The sequence below is a fragment of the Bartonella sp. AA78NXGY genome (genome assembly GCF_042197005.1).
Taxonomy (GTDB): domain Bacteria; phylum Pseudomonadota; class Alphaproteobacteria; order Rhizobiales; family Rhizobiaceae; genus Bartonella.
Genome location: NZ_JBHIRI010000041.1, coordinates 1 through 4,436 on the forward strand (window position 1 = coordinate 1; position 4,436 = coordinate 4,436).

Annotated in this window: 2 protein-coding genes; both read right to left on the bottom strand. The window is 36.1% G+C overall.

What is annotated here, in order from left to right:
• A partial coding sequence (locus ACFINL_RS09360) for an autotransporter outer membrane beta-barrel domain-containing protein (RefSeq protein ID WP_375651460.1) occupies positions 1–3,078 on the bottom strand: 3,078 nt, incomplete at its 3' end.
• Positions 3,079–4,049: 971 nt separating this feature from the next.
• Positions 4,050–4,199, bottom strand: a complete 150-nt coding sequence (locus ACFINL_RS09365; protein ID WP_375612614.1) for a hypothetical protein — start codon at positions 4,197–4,199, stop codon at positions 4,050–4,052.
• Between the last annotated feature and the right edge of the window lie 237 nt (positions 4,200–4,436).

The window sequence follows — 4,436 nt, forward strand, 5'->3', positions numbered from 1 at the left end:
CTTTGGAGTGAAAGACAGCCGCCCATAGGTGCCTACAAGACCGAAATGTGTTGTGGTATTTTGTCCTTCTAATGCCGAGAATGCAACACCGGCTTGTAGAGCAGCATAGCGGATATCAGCACCATAACCATATTTGAGAGGCCCACGCTTGGAAGATAAGGTTCCTGTGTTTCCGTAAGTATAGAGGAAGAAACCGGTTTGTTTTTCTTCTTCTTTTCCTAAGACAGATGTTCTGATATTGGCTAAGAGTGCGTTTTGTTTAGCCATATCGGTTAATCCACTATAGAAGAGAGCATTTGGCATGACCAAATAGCTTGCTGTTTGTGGTACAAGGGCAACAGTAGGGATATTTGTTTCAGGATCAGGATTTGAACCAGAATTGGAGCCAAGCAGTTCGGGTTGTAAACGGAAATCCCAGAAATTTTCATTCTTTTCATCAAAGAGGTTTTGCGCAATATCGGCTTTGCCTTGGCTTGAGTCTGGTCCATAGGCACGTAGTGTATACATATCCGGTAAGCCACCTCTTGTGGTATAGCCATTTACCAGTTTGAAAGAGTTTTCCTCTGCTTTTCCAGAAACTTGAATAAGTGAAAGACCACGGACATTGGCAGCAGCAGAGGTATTTGCTTCGATATTGTTCTCTTCTAAGCGCCCCGTGACATAAACTGATGTGTTGCCAGAGACATCCCCATGGATTAAAAGCCTATCGGTTTTTTGGTCATTTATTGCAGCTCCATCACTCCATTGTGCGTTGAAGTAAATTTTTGCGTCACCAGAGGCATTGTAGACGGCTTGCGTGTCTGGTTTACCAGAACCTATATACAAAGTTTGGTAATGCTGTTTTTCTGTTGGCTTGCTAAACATAATGGAGCTGTTATCGAGATTAAGCGTAGAAATATCGGAACGAGATCTTTGAGCAATATCAAGTAGTTTTCCATCAGCATCTTTTTCATTGTTACTGATCTTCAACGTCCATTTTGTGTCGTTTTTCAGATCAAAGCGTGTTTGCCCATTTTCGTCATTTCTTACACCGCCTTGTAAGACAGAATGGTCTGCGGTTAAAGTAAACATTTCAACAGGTTTTGTCTTCTGCTTTATGTTTTTGAATAACGTATCTGCAAGGATTTTTGAATTTTTGAGATTAATTTTTCCCATTGATTCATCGGTATTTATTCCAATACCATTTTCAACGATCAGATCTGTATTGGTCAAATTAACTTCACTGTTTTGCCAATCTTGTGGATTACTATTACTTAGGCCATTTAACTTATTTTTAGACAAATCTGTAAAATTCACCCCAGCAACCCCTGCTGTTGCAGAAGTATTTGCGAGATCAATATGTCCATTTCTGTTTATCTTTAGTGCAATTAGTGTTGCATCTATTTTGTTTTCAGCGCCATTGATCATCTTAATCGTGCTATTGGATGCGACAAGTCCAAAATCAACTTTTTCAATCGTTGTTTTTCCGTTTAATTCAATGACGCTATTTGCAGCAGCATTTACACCCATGCTGGGCAGTTCGATTCCCTCAATATTTGTTTTCTTCCCTTTTATCGTTAATTCTTCACTTGTGATTTTGCCTCCATCCGTTACATAAAGACCAAAGAGAGTCTTCGTAATCGTTGTTTTTCCTTTTAATTCAATGACGCTGTTTGGGCCCTCAGCTGATGCGCCTGTAACTGAGCTTTCGCCATTTTCTGTGAGTGCAACATCTTTAACATTAATATATCCACCCAAAGTTGCATATAATGAATTATTACTCCCAGTAACAGTTCCTCCTGTCATGAAAATTTTTGATTGCTCACCAATGGCACTCAGCGCATTATGCTCAGATGAAATGATTTTCGCACCATTGTTTAAAGTAATGCTGCTGCCGTTTTGAGCAATTATTGCTTCTCCTTTTGCCTCAAAAGATCCGCCGGTGATTGTTATTTGAGATTTGTTATCTGCTAAGATGCTGTTTTTTGCTTTCGTGACGGTTACATTATTTAAAGTGACAATACTTCCTTTGTCAGCACTTATTCCTTTATCCATAAGAAAGTCATCATTTCCGCTTGATATTTTTACATCTTTCAGCGTGTTTTCTTTGCTGGTGGTGTTAAGAAATGATGCACCTACTGCTTTGTCTCCTGTGACCTCAATCGATCCTCCGGTCATCTTGATTGTCGCATTATCACTTTCGGCTTTAACACCGATCGAAGCATTTTTAATTGTTGTGTTACCATTCAATTCAATAGTGCTGGAACCTCTTGCAAATGCACCGAATTTTGTTCCTTTACCATTTGCTGTGAGCACAACATCTTTAACATTAATATATCCACCAGCTTTTGTATATAATACACTATTGCTACCGGTAACAGTTCCCCCTGTCATAAAAATTTTTGATTGCTCACCAATGGCATTGAGCCCATCACCGTTAAGTGATGTGATTTTTGCCTTATTGTTTAAAGTAATGATACTACCGTTTCGAGCATTGATTGCTGTTTCGTTTGCCTCAAAAGATCCATCGATAACTGTTACTTGAGTTTGGTTATCTGCAAAGATGCTGTTTTTTGCTTTTTTAACAGTTATATTTTTCAAAGTGAGTTTACTTTTTTTTTCAGCTTTTATTGCGTTATAGGGTTCGCTGTTTTCACTTGTTATTGTGACATTTTCCATATTTCCGTTACCAGCATTTAGCTGAATAGCGGTTTTATCAACATTGATAGAACCTCCTGTCATTTTGAATGTAGCGTTATCCGATATATTAACGCCGTATTCATAGGAAGATTTAGTTCCAAGTGGAGCACCAATGATGGTATTGTCCGATAATTCAATCAAACTATCGGATCCTTTAACGGTGACAACGGTTGTAACAGATGGTGGTGTTGGGGAGGTACTCCCCAGCTTTAAATTCTTGCCGATGATTTTTCCACCCGTTTCTGCCCAAATATTCTCGTAGCTTTCTTTAGAGACTTCCATTTTATTTCCATCAGAAACTTTAAGTTCTTTAAGTTCTTCCGCTTGTGTGTTGTGGTAGGTCCCAAATAATAGAATTGCTGCAGTTGCTGTATGCGATAAAAGAGATTTTTTAGACATTTATGTTCTCCTCACTTAAAACTAAGCTACAAATATTTTTTCTGTTTGCCATATCTCCACTTGTTATAAGAAGAACAAACAATATAAGAAAATAAATAATGGTCTATAAAAATATTCTTCTTGCTCACTATTTTATAATTTACTTATAGTTTTATAATTTACTTATAGTCAAATTAAAAAATATAATAATTAATGTATATATTTATATTTAAGTCATATTATATTTATAGTTTTAGTTATTACGTATTAAATATATAATTAAAAATATTAAAATGATATTTAAAGACAATATTATAAGCAAATGATCGTTGTTTGTTTGTACTTTTTAATGGTATCACAGTACTGTCATATATTTTGATGCATTAAGGAGAATAAAGGGTGGGACAGCATCGTTGGGAACAGCCGTCAGCAAAAATTAAAAAAGTTTACTTAATTTTAGATCTGAGGTGTTTTATATTGGATGTAATGTGTTTTATAAATATGCTAAAGAGTACTGATTGATGCTTTTATAAATCTTAGTTTCTTCTTGAGTATTTTGATAAAGTGGTTGATGTCTTTGTTTTTTGGGTGTATTTAATTAAATTATCTGCGTAAAGAAATATTTTGCAGTATGTTTCCTGTGTAAAGAGGAAAATAATAGTAGCTTGTGCTTTTTATCTACTTACGACAGTAAAACTTTACATTTTCTTTTTGCTTTGAGAAAAAGGGGAAGGGGATTTTATGAAGCAAGCGCGATTTATCAATAAACATATATGATTTATCAATAAATACATATAAGGTGTTTTTTCTGAAAGTTTTACTTTCACTTGGAGATGAAGCGCTTTGCGACATTTTTGTTTATGAGAGATAAATGCCATTCAATATCTAAGACAGCGTAAGGGGCAGATTTCTCAAAATCACTGAATTTATTCTCACCCTTAAGCATAACCACCCGCTTTAGTGCATATTTTCATTCTTTTGCGCAAAGACTGCTACACGCATTTCACGCTCCCCAATTCCAGCAAATTGGCAAGACCTTCCACAGCTGTCTTTTCAGGATTATAACGAAAGCGCTTTTTTGCCTGTGTACGAGCAACTACTTCAATCTGGTATGCATCAAAAACAATACCTAGCCTTGTCAATCAATAAATCTTGATGGAGATGATCTTGGGAGGATAAAGAACAAAAGCTATTCGAGCGATCTTTTTATGAAAGGGTGTCAAGAATAAAAAAAGGCAGCATATCGTGCTGCCTTTTTATTAAATTGAATAGAATGAATAGGCTTGCTTTTACAGCTTTGTGTTAAAACTGATAGCGTATGCCGCCTGAGAAATTTGCTCCAGATATACCAGTTTTCTGAAGCTTTTGTTGATAACTTA